Source organism: Marinobacter sp. AN1 (genome assembly GCF_026013985.1).
Taxonomy (GTDB): Bacteria; Pseudomonadota; Gammaproteobacteria; order Pseudomonadales; family Oleiphilaceae; genus Marinobacter; species Marinobacter segnicrescens.
This window is the reverse complement of sequence record NZ_CP110342.1, coordinates 3,904,012-3,922,300: the sequence shown is the minus strand read 5'-3', so window position 1 is coordinate 3,922,300 and position 18,289 is coordinate 3,904,012. Positions and strand designations below refer to the sequence as shown.

The 18,289-nt window shown below is 60.1% G+C and carries 15 protein-coding genes and 1 pseudogene; 9 read left to right on the top strand and 7 right to left on the bottom strand.

The features are described 5' to 3' along the window. Positions 1 to 8: 8 nt before the first annotated feature. A complete protein-coding gene (gene ppnN, locus LJ360_RS18080; RefSeq protein ID WP_091852874.1) occupies positions 9 to 1,394 on the bottom strand; it encodes a nucleotide 5'-monophosphate nucleosidase PpnN in 1,386 nt (461 codons plus the stop codon). A gap of 142 nt (positions 1,395 to 1,536) precedes the next feature. Between ppnN and thiI the strand changes: the two genes are divergently transcribed. Both thiI and LJ360_RS18070 read left to right on the top strand, forming a co-directional pair. Beyond that, the gene (gene thiI, locus LJ360_RS18075) at positions 1,537 to 2,988 is read left to right on the top strand and encodes a tRNA uracil 4-sulfurtransferase ThiI (protein WP_264994654.1); all 1,452 of its coding nucleotides are present in this window, start codon (positions 1,537 to 1,539) and stop codon (positions 2,986 to 2,988) included. A gap of 80 nt (positions 2,989 to 3,068) precedes the next feature. Continuing rightward, the gene (locus LJ360_RS18070) at positions 3,069 to 3,812 is read left to right on the top strand and encodes a YdcF family protein (protein ID WP_264994653.1); all 744 of its coding nucleotides are present in this window, start codon (positions 3,069 to 3,071) and stop codon (positions 3,810 to 3,812) included. Positions 3,813 to 3,817: 5 nt separating this feature from the next. On the opposite strand, the gene LJ360_RS18065 is transcribed toward LJ360_RS18070, so the two are convergent. Beyond that, on the bottom strand, positions 3,818 to 4,834 hold the full coding sequence (locus tag LJ360_RS18065; RefSeq protein ID WP_264994652.1) for a histone deacetylase family protein: 1,017 nt from the start codon (positions 4,832 to 4,834) through the stop codon (positions 3,818 to 3,820). Between the two features lie 247 nt (positions 4,835 to 5,081). On the opposite strand from LJ360_RS18065, the gene LJ360_RS18060 reads away from it, so the two are divergent. Together LJ360_RS18060 and uvrD are read left to right on the top strand one after the other, a co-directional pair. Beyond that, complete coding sequence (locus LJ360_RS18060) at positions 5,082 to 6,533, top strand: NAD-dependent succinate-semialdehyde dehydrogenase (protein ID WP_091852886.1); 1,452 nt, start codon at positions 5,082 to 5,084, stop codon at positions 6,531 to 6,533. A gap of 315 nt (positions 6,534 to 6,848) precedes the next feature. Continuing rightward, positions 6,849 to 9,013, top strand: a pseudogene (gene uvrD, locus LJ360_RS18055) (DNA helicase II). Between the two features lie 366 nt (positions 9,014 to 9,379). Here uvrD and corA read toward each other — a convergent pair. The 3 genes from corA to LJ360_RS18040 form a co-directional block, all read right to left on the bottom strand. Next, on the bottom strand, positions 9,380 to 10,333 hold the full coding sequence (gene corA / locus LJ360_RS18050; RefSeq protein ID WP_091852892.1) for a magnesium/cobalt transporter CorA: 954 nt from the start codon (positions 10,331 to 10,333) through the stop codon (positions 9,380 to 9,382). 111 nt (positions 10,334 to 10,444) lie between these two features. Continuing rightward, a complete protein-coding gene (locus LJ360_RS18045) occupies positions 10,445 to 10,681 on the bottom strand; it encodes a thioredoxin family protein (RefSeq protein ID WP_091852895.1) in 237 nt (78 codons plus the stop codon). Between the two features lie 40 nt (positions 10,682 to 10,721). Beyond that, positions 10,722 to 11,738, bottom strand: coding sequence for a permease (locus tag LJ360_RS18040; protein WP_091852898.1), 1,017 nt, complete (start codon positions 11,736 to 11,738; stop codon positions 10,722 to 10,724). A gap of 260 nt (positions 11,739 to 11,998) precedes the next feature. On the opposite strand from LJ360_RS18040, the gene LJ360_RS18035 reads away from it, so the two are divergent. Further along, the gene (locus LJ360_RS18035; RefSeq protein WP_245742620.1) at positions 11,999 to 12,457 is read left to right on the top strand and encodes a sigma-70 family RNA polymerase sigma factor; all 459 of its coding nucleotides are present in this window, start codon (positions 11,999 to 12,001) and stop codon (positions 12,455 to 12,457) included. 164 nt (positions 12,458 to 12,621) lie between these two features. Here LJ360_RS18035 and arsB read toward each other — a convergent pair whose 3' ends face one another. Next, the gene (arsB, locus tag LJ360_RS18030) at positions 12,622 to 13,692 is read right to left on the bottom strand and encodes an ACR3 family arsenite efflux transporter (RefSeq protein WP_264994651.1); all 1,071 of its coding nucleotides are present in this window, start codon (positions 13,690 to 13,692) and stop codon (positions 12,622 to 12,624) included. 10 nt (positions 13,693 to 13,702) lie between these two features. Further along, on the bottom strand, positions 13,703 to 14,422 hold the full coding sequence (arsH, locus tag LJ360_RS18025; protein WP_413774380.1) for an arsenical resistance protein ArsH: 720 nt from the start codon (positions 14,420 to 14,422) through the stop codon (positions 13,703 to 13,705). A gap of 83 nt (positions 14,423 to 14,505) precedes the next feature. On the opposite strand from arsH, the gene LJ360_RS18020 reads away from it, so the two are divergent. From LJ360_RS18020 to LJ360_RS18005, 4 genes are all read left to right on the top strand, one after another. Further along, positions 14,506 to 15,270: a metalloregulator ArsR/SmtB family transcription factor gene (locus tag LJ360_RS18020; protein ID WP_264994650.1), complete on the top strand. Its 765-nt coding sequence runs from the start codon at positions 14,506 to 14,508 to the stop codon at positions 15,268 to 15,270. A 48-nt stretch (positions 15,271 to 15,318) separates the two neighbouring features. Then, complete coding sequence (locus tag LJ360_RS18015; protein ID WP_264994648.1) at positions 15,319 to 16,323, top strand: ArsJ-associated glyceraldehyde-3-phosphate dehydrogenase; 1,005 nt, start codon at positions 15,319 to 15,321, stop codon at positions 16,321 to 16,323. A gap of 1 nt (position 16,324) precedes the next feature. Continuing rightward, a complete protein-coding gene (gene arsJ / locus LJ360_RS18010; protein ID WP_264994646.1) occupies positions 16,325 to 17,530 on the top strand; it encodes an organoarsenical effux MFS transporter ArsJ in 1,206 nt (401 codons plus the stop codon). Between the two features lie 81 nt (positions 17,531 to 17,611). Then, positions 17,612 to 18,283 carry an SDR family oxidoreductase gene (locus LJ360_RS18005; protein WP_264994643.1) on the top strand — a complete coding sequence of 224 codons (672 nt, stop codon included), beginning with the start codon at positions 17,612 to 17,614 and terminating at the stop codon, positions 18,281 to 18,283. Positions 18,284 to 18,289: the final 6 nt, after the last annotated feature.

Genomic DNA, 18,289 nt, shown 5'->3' with positions numbered 1-18,289 from the left:
GGGGTTTCTCAGTACCCGCCACTGACGATGCGGTAGCTGGGAATATAGGCAGTACTTCCCGGCAACTTCATCCGGTTCTGGGCGACAAATGCGGCCAGCATCTCCTCCAGGGGGGCAAGCAGCACCGGGTCTCCGGAAATCTCGAATGGCCCCCTGGCTTCTACCTGTTTTATACCTTCTTCCTTCACGTTCCCGGCCACGATACCGCTGAATGCCTTGCGCAGGTTCGCCGCGATCATATGCACCGGCTGGTCACGATGCAGTTCCAGTGACAACATGCTCTCGTGGGTGGGCTCGAAAGGCAGCTGGAAGACCGGATCGATCTTCAGCATCCAGTTGAAGTGATAGGCGTCCTGCATCGCCCGCCGGAATGTCTCCACCTCGGCGATACCCTTTTTCATGGTCTGGGCTACGCGGACCGGGTCGTCGATGATGATTTCGTATTTCTCTGCAGCCTTGTCCCCAAGGGCGTTGCGGATAAACCGGTCGATCATCTCGAAGTATTCGGCGTTTTCTTTCAGACCGGTGAAGACGACCGGGAAGGGGATGTCGGCGTTGTCCGGGTGTAGCAGCAGGCCCAGCAGGTAGAGGATTTCCTCGGCGGTGCCGACGCCACCCGGAAACACAATAATGCCATGGCCGGCACGCACAAAGGCTTCCAGGCGTTTCTCAATGTCCGGCATGATCACCAGTTCGTTCACGATGGGGTTCGGCGCTTCGGCACCGATAATGCCGGGTTCGGTGATGCCGATGTAACGGCCATTTTTGACCCGTTGCTTGGCATGGCCAATGGTCGCACCCTTCATGGGGCCTTTCATGGCACCCGGGCCGCAGCCAGTGCAGATGCTCAGGCCGCGCAGACCCAGCTGGTGGCCCACTTCCTTGCTGTAACTGTATTCCTCACGGCTGATGGAATGCCCGCCCCAGCAAACGACCAGGTCTGGCGAGCGGCCAGCCTGGAGGGCCCGCGCATTGCGCAGGATATGGAAAATCAGGTTGGTGAGATCCTCGGGGTTATCTTTCCGGAAGCCCACCACCGAGGTGGAGATGGTGTTCGAATAGACGATGTCCCTCAGTACCGAAAACAGGTGCTCGCGAATGGCGCGGAGCATTTCGCCGTCTACAAAGGCGATGGCCGGAGCATTCACCACTTCCAGTTTCAGACCGCGGGGCTGGGGCACCAGCCGGATATCGAAATCCGCATAAGCCTCCATCAGATCCTTGGTGTCGTCGGTTTCCGCACCGGTATTGAGCACAGCCAGGGCGCACTGTCGGAACAACTGATACAGGCCGCCCTCGCTACGGTCCTTCAGGCGGCTGACTTCGTGGTTGGACAGTATTTCAAGGCTGCCTTCGGGGGAAATGAGGGCATTCACCGTGGGCTGTTTCTGCATGGATTACCTGACTCCTGATGGTTCGATATACCCATTTCCGGCGGGTTTCGGCAAGGCCGGATTTTGAGGCACTCCGGGAACCGGGTAAACTAACGCCTTTACGTTCTATACGCCAGTCACCCAATAGTCGATTTGTTCCCCCATGAAGTTATTGATTCGCCCGGCTGCTGAAGTAGCCATCAAGAGCAAGCCGGTTCGTCGTCAGCAGATGCGCCAGCTCCGCCAGAATATCCGCAAACTGCTGGCCCGCCTGGATCCGGAAATCGTTGTCGAAGGTTCCTGGGACCGGGTCGATGTGGACGTACCCGAAGGCCGGGGGCTGCTAAGCCCGGTGCTGGACGAACTGAGTCGAATTCCAGGCATCTCCACCATCCAGGAAATCTCTGTCTACCCCCTGGTCAGCCTGGAAGATGTGGGCGAGAAAGCCCTGGAGTCCTACCGGGATCGCCTGGCGGGCAAGACCTTTGCCGTGCGGGCCCGTCGTTCCGGGCAGCATGACTTTACCTCCAGCGAGCTGGAGCGCCAGGTGGGTGGCTTCCTGTTGGCGAAGACCGATGCGGCTGGCGTTAAGCTCAAGGCGCCGGATGTGGAGATCCGGATTGATGTCCGGGATGATCAGTTCCACGTTTCCCACCGCAAGCATGAGGGGCTGGGCGGATACCCGATGGGGACCGTCGAGAATGTAATGACCCTCGTTTCCGGTGGGTACGACTCCTCCGTGGCGGCCTACCTGATGATGCGCCGGGGGCTGCGCAGTCATTTCCTGTTTTTCAACCTGGGCGGCCAGGCCCATGAGGTGGGCGTGAAACAGGTGGCCAGCTATCTGTGGAACCGGTACGCCTCAAGCCATTCCGTGAAATTTATCTCCGTGCCCTTTGAAGGGGTGGTGGCGGAAATCATGCGCACGGTGAACCACCGCCACTGGGGCGTGGTGCTCAAACGGCAGATGCTGAAGGCGGCAGACAAGGTGGCCGAGGAAATCCGGGTCGAAGGCCTGGTGATGGGTGATGCCGTGGCCCAGGTGTCCAGCCAGACCCTGACCAACCTGAACGTGGTGGACCGGGCCAGCAACATGGTGGTGCTGCGTCCGCTGATTGCCATGGACAAGCAGCAGATCATTCGTATTGCCCACGAGATCGGTACCGACTCCTACGCCCGTAACATGCCTGAGTACTGCGGTGTGATCTCCCAGAAGCCCGCCACCCGCGCCAAGCTGCACCGGGTAGAGCACGATGAGTCCCAGATGGACCCGTCGATCCTGGAGCAGGCGGTCGCCGACCGCACCGAGACTCCGGTGGGGCGCATGATGATCCCGGAAATGACCCTGGATGATGTTGAACTGGTGAACACCCCGTCGGTGGACGATGTCATCATCGATGTGCGTCACCCGGACGAGGAGCAGCGTGCACCGCTGACCCTGACCAATAACCAGGTCATCAATATCCCGTTCTATGAGCTCAATCAGCAGGTGGAGCGCCTGGACAACCACCGCCAGTACCTGCTCTATTGCGACAAGGGCACCATGAGCCGGGTCCATGCCGGGCACCTGAAGGCTGAGGGGCATGACAATATCAAGGTCTATGCGCCGGGCTGAGCCGCACTCCCTGTTCAGTTCCGGACTGGGAAGCCCAGATAACCGATAACGCCGCCAGTCTCCGGAAAGGAATCGTACACGTGCTTCTGTTTATCAAATACGCGGTACTTCCGCCGTTTGCCAATATCCTGCTGGTGCTGGCCGGTCTGCTCATGATCCGTCGCTGGCCCAGGGCCGGATGGTGGCTGATTGCGCTGAGCACGCTCTGCCTTTACCTGCTGTCGATACCGCCGTCACTGTCGGTGCTGAGTACCGGTCTGGAAGATCATCCGGTGCCTACCGTGGAGGAGGCATCCAGGGCCGAGGTGATCGTGGTTCTCGGTGGTGGCCGGGACACCTCGGCGCCTCAATGGAACGGCCGTGATACCGTTGCCGAGGCACCGCTGGCCCGCCTGGCGGAGGCGGCGCGGTGGCACAGGCGTACTGGCCTGCCGCTGTTGTTGACCGGTGGGCGCAACGGGATTGATGACGCCGAATCAGAAGCGCAGTTGATGGCGCGGATGCTGGAGGAGGCCTTTGGCCTCCAGGCCCGCTGGCTGGAGCATGAGAGCCGGGATACCCGGGAAAATGCCGAGTTCAGTGCCCGTATCCTGGACGCCGGTGACATGGACACCATCCTGCTGGTAACCCACGCCGCCCACCTGACCCGGGCGATTCCCGAGTTCGAGAAGCGCGGTTTTGAAGTCATCCCCGCGCCCATGGGCTTTGCCAGTTCCGGATCAGGCGGTGAGCTGAGCCTGTTGCCGCGCAGCACCTATCTTGAGCAAAGCACGCGGCTGGTCTACGAGCACATCGGTCGGCTTTACTACTGGCTGACGGACTGAATCCCTCAGAGCCCGCCAATACCCTTGAAGAACTGCTGCACGTTCTCGCTCAGGGACTCCAGGTCATAACCGCCTTCCTGCACTACCAGGGTGGGCAGGTGCAACTGGCTCAGGTGCTTGCCCAGCTTTGAGAACCCTTCAGAACTGACCGAGACCTTGGCCTGGGGATCGTTTTTGTAGATATCGAAGCCCAGGCAGAGCACCAGTACATCCGGGTCATACAGGCGGATGTCGCGGATGGCCTTGTCCAGGGTGTCGAAGAAGTACTGCTCACTGGAGCCGTGGGGCATCGGGTAGTTGATGTTATAGCCGTAGCCGTCCCCTTCGCCGCGTTCATTCTCAAACCCTGTGACCACCGGATAGAAGTTGGTGGGATCCCCGTGGATCGATACGTAAAGCATGTCACTGCGGTCGTAGAAGATCTCCTGGATGCCCTGGCCGTGGTGCATGTCCGTATCCAGGATAGCGACGCGGGCAAACCGGTCCTGCAGGTGCTGGGCCGCGATGGCGGCATTGTTCAGGTAACAGAAGCCGCCGGCCGCATCGCGACGGGCATGGTGGCCGGGCGGGCGGCATACCGCGTAGGACACGCGGTCGCCGGCCTTGATGGCGTCGGCAGCACCCAGGGCAGACTGGGCCGACCAGTAGGCGGCCTCCCAGGTCTTGGGGCCAATGGGGGAGCTGCCGTCGGCCTGGTAGCGGGCCGCTTCCGCCAGGATGCCCTGGAGGTGGTTGGGCTCACGCACGAAGATGTTGGAGATGACCTCGTCACCCCAGTCTTCCTGTTCCATCCAGCGGCGATGGGCGGATTCCAGGAAGCGAAGATAACCCAGGTCATGGATATCCGAGATCGGCCCGGCGCCCTGGTCGGCAGGCTGCAGTATTTCCACGCCCAGTTCCTTCAGGCCTTCCAGCATCTGACCGGTCCGGTCAGCCACCTCCTGGGGCTGGCGCATCTGCCCACGGGTAAAATACGTCTTGGGGGCATGCAGGTCCTGTGACGGGTGGAAATACGCTTTCATGTTACGGCCTCCTGATGAGTCATCATTTCCGACCAGTATAGTAGGCCCTCTCAGGGTTGCCCGCTCTGGCCGATTGCCTTTACAGACGTGACAAAGGCAGCCAATATGGTTGAACAAATTATCAAACTTGCCCGGACTTCTGGGTGTCCGGAGACTTGATCAGTAGTCTCACTCCAGGACGTTTACGTCAATACCCGGACAGCTTCCAACAACTAAAAACGACTGTCTATCAGAACGAGGAGCCATCATGATCGAATCACCCCTGCTCAAGAACCTCAAAGGCTATATCGGTGGTCAATGGAAGGCGACCGGTGACAACACCTTCGATGTCTACAACCCGGCCACCGGTGAGGTCATTGCCAGCGTACCGTCCATGCCGGCCGAGGACGTCAAGGCTGCCATTGAAGCAGGCAAGTCCGCCCTGCGCCTGACCGAACCCTATGCCATTGAAACCCGTCGCCAGTGGCTGGAAGCGATCCGCGATGCCCTCAAGGCCAACAAGGAAGAAATCGGGCGTATCCTGTGCCTCGAACACGGCAAGCCCCTGAACGAGGCCCAGGGTGAGGTGGACTATGCTGCGGGGTTCTTTGACTATTTCTCCAAGACCATTGGCGAGCTGAACTCCCACACCCTGGAAGAAAAGCCCCGGGACTGCACCTGGACCATCCACTACCGTCCGATTGGTGTGGTAGGCCTGATTACCCCGTGGAACTTCCCCATCGGCATGATTGCCAAGAAGCTTTCCGCCGCCATGGCCGCCGGCTGCCCGTCGGTGATCAAACCGGCGAGTGAAACCCCGCTGACCATGATTGCCATGTTTGCGGTGATCGAAGAGAACGTCGACCTGCCCGAGGGCATGATTAACCTGGTGATGGGCAAGGCCAGCGTTATCGGCAAGGAGCTGTGTGAGAATCCGGACGTACCCATGCTCAGCTTCACCGGCTCCACCGAAGTGGGCCGCAAGCTCATCCTGGACACCGTGGAGCACGTCAAGAAGCTGGCCCTGGAGCTGGGTGGAAACGCGCCGTACATCATCTTTGACGACGCCGACCTCGACAAGGCCGCCGATAACCTCATCGCCAACAAGTTCCGCGGCGGCGGACAGACCTGTGTTTGCGCCAACCGCATCTTTGTCCATGAAAACGTCATGGAGGCCTTCGGCCAGAAACTGGCCGAGCGGGTCAACAAGATGACCGTGGGTGATGGCATTAACGGCGACGTGGATATCGGTCCGCTGATCAACAAGGCTGGCTTCAACAAGGTCAAAGAGCACCTGGAAGACGCCCTCCAGAAAGGCGCCAGCCTCGTGGCCGGCGCGAAGCCGGAAGATCTGCCGAGCGACAAGCTGTTCTTCCCGCCCACCGTCGTCTCCGGCGTCAAGCGTGACATGGCCTGCTTCCGCGAGGAAACCTTCGGCCCGCTGGTGCCCATGGTGTCCTTCAAGACCGAAGATGAAGCGATTGAAATGGGTAACGACACCGAATTCGGCCTGGCCTCCTACGTCTTCACCGCTGACGAAGACCGCGCCCAGCGCGTAGCCGGCGGCCTCCGCTTCGGCCACGTCGGCTGGAACACCGGTACCGGCCCCACACCGGAAGCTCCCTTCGGCGGCATGAAAGCTTCCGGCATCGGCCGTGAAGGCGGTATCGAAGGTCTGTTCGAATTCGTTGAGCCGCAGTCCGTTCCGCGAGGGTTCTAAGACCAACCCTTCCCCCAAAGTTGGCCTATCGCCCAAGTTTGGGGGAGTGCGTGAGGGGACGTTTTCCCCGGACCGTCTTCGGCCATGGATGGCCGAAGTCGAGCCCTACGACCGCCATGGACGGCGGAAGTGGCGTTTTGCAGGAGCAAAAAACGGCCATGGGATGTACTTGCGGGCGTGTCCGGGGAAAATGTACCGGAGCGCAATCCCCTCCACCAGAACTCACAGGCTACAGGGCTTCATCCACCCCAATCCCCCACCCATGGGTGATATACTCTTGCCTCATTTTCCACCAGGCAATGAACGGCAGAACCCATGGATGTCTCCCCCATCATCGACCCCCTGAACGACGCCCAGCGCGAAGCGGTCACCGCCCAGAACGACCACCTGCTGGTGCTCGCCGGTGCCGGCAGTGGCAAGACCCGGGTGCTGGTCCACCGCATGGCCTGGCTGATGCAGGTAGATGGCGTGCCGCCTACCGGCATCCTCGCTGTTACCTTTACCAACAAGGCGGCGAAGGAGATGCGCTACCGCATCGAGCAGATGATGAACATCCCCGCCCGGGGCATGTGGTTCGGCACCTTCCATGGCATTGCCCATCGCCTGCTGCGGGCCCACTATGCCGACGCCGGCCTGCCGGAAAACTTCCAGGTGCTGGACAGTGACGACCAGCTGCGGCTGATCAAGCGGGTCATGCGGGAAGCGCAGATCGACGAAAGCCGCTGGCCACCAAAACAGGCCCAGTGGTTCATCAACAGCCAGAAGGACGAGGGGCTGCGGGCAGACCACATCCAGGACAACCCGGGCGACCACTTCACCAACACCATGCTGCAGATCTACCGGCAGTACGAGAGGCTCTGCAACCAGGGTGGCCTGGTGGACTTCGGTGAGCTGCTGCTGCGATCCCATGAACTGTGGCTGCACCGGCCGGAGTTGCTGGCCCACTATCAGCGCCGCTTCCAGCACATCCTGGTGGACGAATTCCAGGACACCAACACCATCCAGTACGCCTGGCTGCAGATCCTTGCCAGCAACCGGGTGCCCATCACCGTGGTCGGTGATGATGACCAGTCCATTTATGGCTGGCGGGGCGCGAAGATCGAGAACATCCAGCAGTTCCAGCGGGACTTCCCCAACGCGCGCCTGGTGCGGCTGGAACAGAATTACCGCTCCACCCAGCTGATCCTGAAGGCCGCCAACGCGGTCATCGCCAACAACCAGGGTCGCCTCGGCAAGGAACTGTGGACCGATGGGCCTGAGGGCGAACCCATCAGCCTGTACGCGGCTTTCAACGAAATGGACGAGGCCAACTACATCGCCGACACCATCAGCGCCTGGGTGGACGAGGGCAACCTGCGCAGCGAAGCGGCCATACTCTATCGCTCCAACGCCCAGTCGCGGGTGCTGGAAGAAGCGCTCATGCGTCAGGGTATCCCCTACCGGGTCTACGGCGGCCTGCGCTTCTACGACCGGCAGGAAATCCGCAACGCCATTGCCTACCTACGGCTGGTCCACTACCGCCGTGATGATGCGGCCTTCGAGCGGGTGGTGAACGTGCCCACCCGTGGCATCGGCGCCAAGAGCCTGGCGGACCTGAGGGCCTACGCCACGGAGCAGGGTATTTCCCTGTGGGAAGCCTCGGAACGCATGCTCGACGCCGGCGCCGTCAAGGGCAAGGCGCGATCCGGCCTGCAGCAGTTTATCGAAATCATCCAGACCGTGTCAGAGAAGGTGGACCAGTCCTCCCTTCAGGGTCTGATGGAAGAAACTCTCAGACTCAGCGGCCTGAAGGATTACCACGCCAACGAGAAAGGCGAGAAGGGCCAGGCCCGGGTGGAGAACCTGGAAGAACTGGTCAACGCCCTGTCGGATTTTGAGGTGGAAGACGGCGAGGACGCGCTGGCGGAATTCATCGCCCAGGCCGCCCTTGATGCCGGTGAAGCCCAGGCGGATACCCACGAGGACAGTGTCCAGCTGATGACCCTGCACTCCGCCAAGGGCCTGGAGTTCCCGCTGGTATTCCTGGCGGGCGTGGAGGAAGGACTGTTCCCCCACAGCATGTCCCTGGAAGAGCCGGGGCGCATGGAGGAGGAGCGCCGGCTGGCCTACGTGGGCATTACCCGGGCCATGAAGCGACTGATCCTCACCTACGCGGAATCACGCCGTCTCTACGGTCAGGAGAAGTTCCACGCCCTGTCCCGGTTCGTGCGGGAAATTCCGGCGGACTGCATCCAGGAAGTGCGCCTGCGTAATACGGTGACCCGCCCGGCCATGGTCTCTCGGCCCAATGAAGGGCTGTTCGATTCCGCGCCCATGGAGCAGGCCGGGTTTTCCCTGGGTCAGCGGGTTCGCCATCCCAAATTTGGGAGGGGATTGTGATGAACAGCGAAGGGAGTGGTCACCATACCCGGGTTCAGGTGAACTTTGACGATGGAGCCAAGTGGCTTGTTCTGGCTTATGCTCCGTTGGAGGCTTGTTAGAGGGTAACTATCGCAGGTTGGGAATCTCTGGTGCGGGTTCAGAGATGACTAGTCCTTCTATATTCCCACACCATTGACCCGCATTTCCCCACCGTTCACCCTGAGCTTGTCGAAGGGTGTTTCCCCTTCTCTTATCCTTGTTATGGCCCTTCGACAGGCTCAGGGCGAGCGGAGTGGGGGAGCGTCTTCGACAGGCTCAGATGCCTGAGGGGCCGGGTTGGGGCATGTGTTTTAAAATCGTGCGGAGCAAGGGATGGCGGAGCCCGAGCGTCACATGGATGTGTCGGCAGGAGCGTGTTTTAAAACACATGCCCCAATTCGGACCTGCACCACATTGATCAGGCAGTCTGGTATCAGGCAGTCCAGTTAAAGCCAGCCTTTACGCTTGAAGTACCAGTAAGGCGCAATCCCGGCCGCCACCATCAGCCCCAGCGCCCCCGGATAACCCAGTAGCCACTCAAGTTCCGGCATATACTTGAAGTTCATGCCATAGATGCTGGCGACCAGCGTGGGCGGCAGGAACACTACCGCCGCAATCGAGAAAATCTTGATGATCTGGTTCTGCTCGATGTTGATGAAACCCTGGGTGGAGTCCATCAAAAAGTTGATCTTGTCGAACAGGAACGTGGTGTGGGACATCAGGGTTTCGATGTCGCGGTTAATCTCCCGGAGGGTCTCCCGTACTTCCCCTTCGTTGCGCAGGTGGCGTAGCAGGAACGAGATATTGCGCTGGGTATCCATCAGGCACAGGCGGGTCTTGCCGTTGCTGTCTTCCAGCCGGGCCAGGCGGTTGATGGCCTCGTCCAGCTCGGCCTCCTCGTCTTCCAGTACCAGGTAGCTGACATCTTCCAGCTGGCGATGCAGGTCCTCCAGGCCGTCCGCCTGGTTCTCCACCTTCTGTTCCAGAATCGTCACCATCATTTCGCAGGGATCGCCGGCCTCCACCTGGCCACGGCGGGCCCGCATGCGCAGCAGACGGAAGTCCGCCAGTTCCGTTTCGCGGATGGTGATCAGGCGGCTTTTTTGCAGGATGAATGCCACGGATACCGTGTTATGACGCCCTTCGGCCAGGTTGAGAAACATCGAGTGCACATGCACCCCGGCCTGGTCCACGAAGTAGCGGGCCGAGGCCTCGATCTCCTCCACATCGTCAAACTCGGGGATATCGGTTTTCAGCAGCCGTTGGAGAATCTGCCGCTCTTCTTCATCGGGTTCACAGGCGTCGATCCAGTCGGCTTGTCGTAACCGGGCGTCGGTGTCTTCCTCCTGGTTACCGATTTCTCTGATAAGACCGTCGACAATCCTGAAAAACCTCAGCATAGGCATGCTCCGGGTAAGCGGGTGAATCTGACTATAGTCTAGTGCCCCTTAACACAAGGGGCACTGTGCACCCGCTATCTTACGCGGGAAACCGGTCCCGCGTCCTGCCGGTTATGCTTTCAGCCAGCTGACAATTTTCGCGTGATCGGGGATAGAGCCGCTGTGAACCACCGTGCCGTCGACCGCCACTGCCGGGGTGGACATCACCTGGTACTCCATGATTTTTGCCGGATCGGTCACCTTCACCACTTCAATCGACTCGCCCAGCTCCTGGGCTACCCGCTCAATACTCTCAGCGGTAGTGACGCATTTCTTGCAGCCGGTACCAAGTACTTCGAAACGTTTCATGGCATTTTCCTTTGAATTGATTTCATTACGTTTAAAGGCATCAGAACCCTGAGAACAGCCAGGGGCTGATGGCGTTTATTACCCAGCCGACCACCATAAAATTGGCCAGCAGGATTACAAAAATGATAGCCAGCAGGCGAAAGCTCATGACCTGCTTGAGCATGATGAATTCCGGGAAGCTGGCTGCAACGGTGCTCATGCAGAACGCCAGGGTGGTGCCCACCGGCAGCCCCTTGACGATCAGGCTTTCCATTACCGGAATAACGCCAGTGGCATTGGAATACAGGGGCAGGCCGGCGAGTACCGCCGCCGGTACACTCCACCACTGGCCGGAGCCCAGGTTCTCGGCAAACCAGCCATCGGGAACAAAGCCGTGCAGGGCGGCACCCAGGCCAACGCCAATCAGTACCCACTTCCAGATCCGGCCGAGGATCTCCTTCAGTTCGTCTTTGGCGAACTGATGCCTTTCCTGAAAGGTCAGTTTTGGTGCTTCAGGCATTTCAGGGTTGTCTGTGTGGTTCCGGGCTTCGGTTGCAGCGTTCTGATAAGCCTTGGCAGCAAAGTCTTTCAGCCAGCGCTCGCCCTTGATCGAATCCAGAATCATGCCACCGACAATGCCTACCGCCATGCCGATCACGATATATGCGAGGGTGAACTTCCAGCCCAGCAGGCTCCACAACATGATCACCGCCACCTCATTGATGATAGGTGAGGTAAACAGGAACGCCATGGTGATCCCCAGGGGGATGCCAGCGCTGGTGAAGCCCAGAAACAGCGGAATGCTTGAGCAGGAACAAAAAGGGGTGATGGCACCAAAACCGGAGCCAAAGAAATAGCCCACCAGGCGGTTTTTCTGCTGGATATAGGCCCTTACCCGCTCCAGGTTGAGGGAGGCCCGTGCCAGTGCGATCACGTAGATCATCACTACCAGCAGAAACAGGATCTTGGTGGTGTCCTCAATGAAGAAATGGATGGAGGTGCCCAGTTTGGTCTCCGGGCTTAGCCCCATCAGATCATAAGTCAGCCAGTTGGCCAGGGATGTAAATAGCTCGAGCATGGGTTCGATGGCCCTTGTCTTGGCGTTGATAATGTATCGGCGCCCAGAGGACGAATGATCGCCAAAAAGGATACTCTTGTTCTACTGAAGCACCGACGGTGCCGTCTTCAACCTGGCGGCGCCGGGCATGAAATTTTCCAGCGCGTAGAAGTGCGCGGCCTGAGTGACGGATAATGAAATTTAATTGTGTATTACAGGCTTGGCATGACCACCAGGCCGAGCTTCGCGGCTTTCTCCTCGGCCAAGTGAAAGAGCCGGCGATGGCTGACGACCTGCTGCAGGATGTGTTTTTCAAGGCGATGCGTGAGGGACGGAATTTCTGCGAACTGGAGAATCCCCGCGCCTGGCTGTTCCGGGTGGCCCGCAACGCGCTCACTGACAGCCATCGCCTGCGCAAGCACTGGGTGCCGGTGCCGGATCATCTGCGCGATGAGCGTGCTGCGGAGCGGGCACCGGTGGACGAACTGGATGCCTGCATTAATGCGACCCTGCCGTACTTGGCGGAAAGCGACCGCGACATCCTCCAGGCCTGTGACCTCGGGCCCATGTCCCAGGAGGCCTACGCCCGGGCGCAGGGGCTATCGTTGCCGGCCACCAAGGCCAGAATCCGGCGCGCGCGAGAGCGTTTGCGGGAGGTTCTTGCCCGTCGTTGTAACGTGGTCCTCGATGAATCCGGCAATGTTTGCTGTCACGGACAATCAGAGGGCCTCAGGTGCTGAGTCTGAATGCCGCGAGTTCATGAAATCAGCGGGCGTCAGGCTCCTCGGCATTGATGATCCGCCGTTTGATGCGGCGGGTGACCCACCAGATCGCGCCGACCACCACGGGGATACTGGCTGCCGTCGCCCCCGGTGGCGCTGAACGACGGCTCCCGTCGGGCCGGTCAGTCCGGGAAGGCTCCTCGTGTCCGGTTTGCAATGCGCACCAGTACCAGCATTAGCGGTACCTCTACCAGCACGCCCACCACCGTGGCGAGTGCCGCGCCGGACTGAAGACCAAACAGGGCAATAGCTGCCGCGACGGCGAGTTCGAAGAAGTTGCTGGCGCCGATCATGGCACCTGGTGCGGCGATACAGTGGCGCACCTTCCACAGTCGCGCCCAGCCGTAAGCGAGGAAGAAGATCAGAAAGGTCTGCACGATCAGCGGCACCGCAATCAGTGCAATGTGCAGCGGATTCTCCAGGATCACTTCGCCCTGGAAGGCGAACAGTAGTACCAGGGTGACAATCAGCGCCGCGGGCGTCACCGGGCCGATGCGTTTCAGGAACACCTCGTCGTACCAGTGCTGGCCGTGGCGGGCAATCAGGGTGCGACGAGTCAGGTAGCCGGCGGCCAGTGGAATGACGATGTACAGGATGACCGATAGCAACACCGTGTCCCATGGGACCTGGATGTCCGAGATACCCAGCAGGAACACCACAATCGGCGCGAAGGCGAAGAGCATGATGATGTCGTTCAGTGATACCTGTACCAGGGTGTAGGCGGCATCGCCTTTGGTTAGGTAGCTCCAGACAAACACCATGGCGGTGCAGGGAGCGGCCCCGAGGAGAATGGCGCCAGCCAGGTATTCACTGGCCAGTTGAGGAGCGATCCATGGTTCAAACACCACCGTCAGGAAGAACCAGGCAATGGCAAACATGGTGAAGGGCTTGATCAGCCAGTTGACCGTGGTGGTAATGGCCAGGCCTTTGGGCTCTTTGCGTACCCCGACAATGGCACTGAAATCGATCTGGGCCATCATGGGAAAGATCATCGCCCAGATCAGGATGGCGATGGGAATGGACACCTGGGCGTATTCGAAGCGGGAGAGTATCTCCGGAACGGCCGGGGCCAGTTGGCCTAGGGCCACACCCACAATGATTGCCAGTGCTACCCACACCGAGAGGTAACGTTCGAATAATCCCATACCCCCGCTGGTTTCTTTGGCGGTGGCGATCTCTACCTTGTTGCTCATGGCTGAACTCTCACATGGACCGTTGGTTGACGCGCTTCGAGACCTCGTCGGCGCTCTCGACCCGCTCGGAATAGCGGTCGGTGAGATAGTCGCTGCGGTCACGGGTCAGCAGGGTGAACTTAACCAGCTCTTCCATTACATCCACAATCCGATTGTAGAAGGGTGATGGGAACATCCGGTCGTTGTCATCAAACTCGGTAAACGCCTTTGGCACCGAAGACTGGTTAGGGATGGTGATCATGCGCATCCAGCGACCGAGTACCCGCAACTGATTCACCGCATTGAAAGACTGGGAGCCACCGCACACCTGCATCACCGCCAGGGTCTTGCCCTGGGTGGGCCGCATGCCCCCAATGGAGAGCGGGATCCAGTCAATCTGGGTTTTCATGATACCGGTCATGGCACCGTGGCGCTCCGGCGAGCACCACACCATGCCCTCAGACCACTCCGCCAGTTGCCTCAGCTCCTGAACCTTGGGGTGCGAATCTTCCTCGGCATCGGCAAGCGGCAGGCCCCGTGGATTAAAGATGCGGGGTTCGGCGCCCATGGCTTCCAGCAGGCGGGCGGCCTCTTCCACAACCAGGCGACTGAAGGAACGCTCCCGCAATGAGCCATAGAGCAGCAGAATCCTGGGCCTGTGGCCCGATGGCGTGCTGTCAAAAAGGGCCCAGCCGGAAGGCGCCTTGAAGTGTTCGGGGTCGATGTTGGGCAGGTCATCGATGGTTGTCACAGAAATGTCCTTTACTCGGGATAAGGTGATGCCTATTATGCACAAAAACAGATATCTGTTAAATTGAATATATGGGTGATCATATGAAGCGCCGGGTCCTGTTTGTCTGTACCGCCAACAGCGCACGCTCACTGATGGCCGAAGCCCTGCTCCGGGATATGGCCGGGGACCGGTTCGAGGTAGCCAGTGCCGGAACCGATCCGGCAACGCCCCATCCGATGGCGCTCCAGGTGCTGGAAGAGGCTGGCGTATCGACCGAAGGCCTTCGTAGCAAGCGGCTTGCAAGTCTGCAGGATCAGCCCTGGGACTATGTGATCACCCTTTGCGAGAAAGCCGCCAACGAGTGTGGTGAGGTCTGCCAGCCGGCCCAGCGCATCGCCTGGGACTTTCCCGATCCTGCCCAGAGCAACCGGCACGCGGTGTTTGCCCTGACCCTGAAAGAACTGCGGGAGCGCATCAGCTTGTTCACCCTGGTGCACCAGAAGGAAACCGGCCTGAAGGCGACCGACTATAACCCCGTGACTGTATTCAAGGCACTGGCGGACGAGCTGCGCCTGGCAGCATTGTTGCTGATCCGGGATCAGCAAAAGCTGTGCGTCTGTGAGCTGACCGAAGCACTGGACGTGTCCCAGCCCAAGGTCAGCCGCCACCTGGCCACCCTTCGCGATACCGGCCTGGTTGAGACGGAACGTCATGGCCAGTGGGTCTACTATTACCTTAGCCCTCAATTGCCGGGCTGGCTGGTACGGGTACTCGATGAAACCGCCAGTGCCAACCAGGCGCTGATTCAGACACCGCAAGCCCGGCTGCAGGCCATGGCGAATCGCCCTGAAGTGTCATGCCCGTGAGTGAGCGTTCTCGACTTTTCGGATTTCAGGAAATACCAGGAGCACAGTATGAGCAAGATCAAGGTAGGCATTAACGGTTTCGGTCGCATCGGGCGGCTTGCCCTGCGTGCGGCCTGGGGATGGCCGGAGCTGGAGTTTGTAGCCATTAATGATCCGGGGGCCGATGCGGCGACCCTGGCGCACCTGCTCAACTTCGACAGTGTGCATGGTACCTGGAGCCGCCAGGCTGAAGCCGATGGCAGCGATATGGTCATTGGGGACCAGCGCATCCGGGTGACTCGTAACAAGGCGATCGGTGACACTGACTGGTCCGGCTGTGACCTGGTAATCGAGGCCAGCGGCGTCAACAAGACCGTGGAGGTATTGCAGGGTTACCTGGACCAGGGCATCAAGCGTGTGGTGGTCACCGCGCCGGTGAAGGAGGCAGGCGCGAAGAACATTGTCATGGGTGTGAATGAAGATATCTTTGATTCGGCCAACGATCGCATCGTGACCGCTGCCTCCTGCACCACCAACTGCCTGGCGCCGGTGGTGAAGGTGATCCACGAGAAGCTGGGCATCCGGCACGGATCCATCACCACCATTCACAGTCTCACCAACACCCAGACCATCCTGGACGCGCCCCACAAGGATCTGCGCCGGGCCCGGGCCTGTGGCAGTTCCCTGATTCCCACCAGTACCGGCTCTGCCACGGCCATCATCGAGATTTTCCCGGAACTGAAGGGGCGCCTGGACGGCCATGCGGTGCGTATTCCGCTCACCAATGCATCGCTGACGGATTGCGTGTTCGAGGTGGATCAGCCCACGGACCGGGATACGGTCAATCAGTTGCTGAAAGAAGCGGCCGAGGGCGACCTGAAAGACATTCTGGGCTATGAGGAGCGCCCACTGGTGTCCATCGACTACAAGACGGACCCGCGCTCGTCCATTGTGGATGCACTCTCCACCCTGGTGATCAATGGCACCCAGGTGAAAATCTACGCCTGGTACGACAACGAATGGGGCTACGCCAACCGCACGGTAGAGCTGGCACGCAAGGTGGGCCTGGCCTGATATGACTGCGGCTATCCGCCAGTACCTGGTCATAACCGGCAACTACTGGGCCTTTACCCTGACGGATGGTGCCCTGCGGATGCTGGTGGTGCTGCATTTCCATCAGCTGGGTTACTCGCCCCTGGAGATTGCCCTGCTGTTTATCTTCTACGAGTTCTTCGGGGTGGTGACCAACCTGGTGGGAGGGTACCTGGGTGCCCGGTGGGGGCTGAACCGCACCATGAATATCGGGCTGTTCCTGCAGATTGTGGCGCTCGCCATGCTGGCGGTCCCGGCGGCTGTGCTCACCGTGCCCTGGGTAATGGCCGCGCAGGCACTATCCGGCATCGCCAAGGACCTGAACAAGATGTCCGCCAAGAGCGGCATCAAGTTGCTGGTGCCGGACGAGCAGCAGGGTACCCTGTACAAGTGGGTGGCGATTCTCACTGGCTCCAAGAACACCCTCAAGGGGGTGGGCTTCTTCCTGGGGGGCGTACTGCTGATGGCCGCCGGTTTCAAGGGGGCGGTTATCCTGATGGCGGTGGCTTTAGGGCTGGTATGGCTGGCCAGCCTGTTCCTGCTGGGGCAGGACCTGGGCAAGAGCAAGGCAAAGCCAAAGTTCCGTGAGATCCTCTCCAAGAGCCGGGCCATCAACGTGCTGTCGGCAGCGCGCATGTTCCTGTTCGGTGCCCGTGACGTGTGGTTTGTGGTGGCCCTACCGGTGTACATGGCCACGGTGTTTGGCTGGGACCACTGGCAAGTGGGCGGTTTCATGGCCAGCTGGATCATTGGCTATGGCTTTATCCAGACCATCGCGCCGAGGATAACCGGCCATTCGGATGGCAAGTCCGGGGCCGTTGCCTGGGCTGCATTGCTGGCGCTGATTCCGGCGGGCATCGCGGCTGCGCTGATGGTGGGCTGGTCAGCGCAAGTTGTGGTGGTTGGCGGGCTGCTGCTGTTCGGCGTCCTGTTCGCCATCAATTCATCCCTGCACAGCTACCTGATCGTCAGCTACGCCCGGGGGGACGGGGTATCGCTGGATGTGGGCTTCTATTACATGTCCAACGCCGCCGGGCGGCTGCTGGGCACCGTGCTGTCAGGCTGGGTCTACCAGGCCTGGGGACTGGAGGCCTGCCTGTGGATCTCTGCCGCCCTGGTGGCCACGGCGTCAATGCTGTCGCTGATGCTGCCAGATCGGCACCCGGTGGCGGTGGCCGGGAACGGATAACCGACCGTCACATCCTTGATCTTCCCGCTCCCCGGGCCGAACATGGGCGAAACCAACTTATCGGAACCCTGAGGAGGTCTAATGGCTGAATCTGACGTGGTTGTGATTACCGGTGCCAATCGTGGCATCGGGCTGGAACTGGCCCGACACTATGCGCAGGAAGGTTGCGAGGTGATCGGCGTTTGTCGCCAGTCCTCTGACGACCTGGTCGACGTAGCCGCGCAGGTCATCGACGGCGTGGATGTCACCACCGATGCTGGCATTGAAAAACTGAAGGCGGGCCTGGCGGGCAAATCCATCCGCCTGCTGATCAATAATGCCGGCCTGCTGCAGGATGAGCAGCTGGGTAGCATCGACTTTGACTCCATTCGTACGCAGATGGAGATCAATGCCTACGCGCCGTTGCGGGTGGCACAAGCCCTGGTGCCGCAGATCCCGGAAGGGGGCAAAATCGCCAATATCACCAGCCGCATGGGCTCCATTGCCGACAACGATTCCGGTGGCCGTTACGGCTACCGGGCCTCGAAGGCCGCTCTCAATGCCTTCGGCAAGTCCCTGGCGATGGACCTCAAGCCGAAAGGTATCGCCGTGGCCCAGTTGCACCCGGGCTATGTGAAGACCCGCATGGTCAACTTCGGCGGCCTGATAAGCCCGGAGGAATCCGCCTGCGGCCTGGCAGAACGCATTGCCAGGCTGGACCTGGAAAATACGGGCTCCTTCTGGCACAGCAATGGCGAGGAACTGCCCTGGTGACCTGAG